Source organism: Streptomyces sp. SID13726 (assembly GCF_010548375.1).
Lineage (GTDB): Bacteria > Actinomycetota > Actinomycetes > Streptomycetales > Streptomycetaceae > Streptomyces.
The window spans coordinates 1-384 of the sequence record NZ_JAAGLY010000874.1 but is presented as its reverse complement, the minus strand read 5'-3'; the positions used below and the strand labels follow the sequence as shown (position 1 = coordinate 384).

The following is a 384-nucleotide window of genomic DNA, read 5'->3' as shown; positions in this document are numbered from 1 at the left end:
CAGGATCGCGTACGCGAGCCGGATCCCTCGACTCCTCACGCCATGCTCTCCTCAGCTCGTGCCGTGCTCGGGCAGCCGTCCGGTCCCGGTCGCGCCGAGTGCGCGACCGGGACCGGGTTCGCTCGGCGCAGCGCTCAGCAGTGGCGCCAGTACGCCTTGTCGATGCGGAACGGGTTGCTGTCCCACGCGCGGGCGGTCGCCCAGCTCCCGCCGCCACGGCACAGCGAGCGCGCGAGGCCCGAGTCGCCCGTCACGCTCGATCCGTGCACGCGCGAGGAGTGGTAGTAGTCCGACCAGTTGTAGCTCGCGGTCAGGCTCGTGACGCCGTAGTCCCAGATCCCGCCACCGGCCGAGACCCGGGTCGCGTACGCAGCGGTCGCACCG

At 72.4% G+C, this 384-nt stretch carries 1 protein-coding gene; it reads right to left on the bottom strand.

All coding sequences use genetic code 11. The annotated features are described in order from the left end of the window. Window positions 1–134: 134 nt before the first annotated feature. Window positions 135–384, bottom strand: a 250-nt coding sequence (locus G3I78_RS50755) for a lactococcin 972 family bacteriocin (protein WP_164437442.1), incomplete at its 5' end; no start/stop codon positions are given.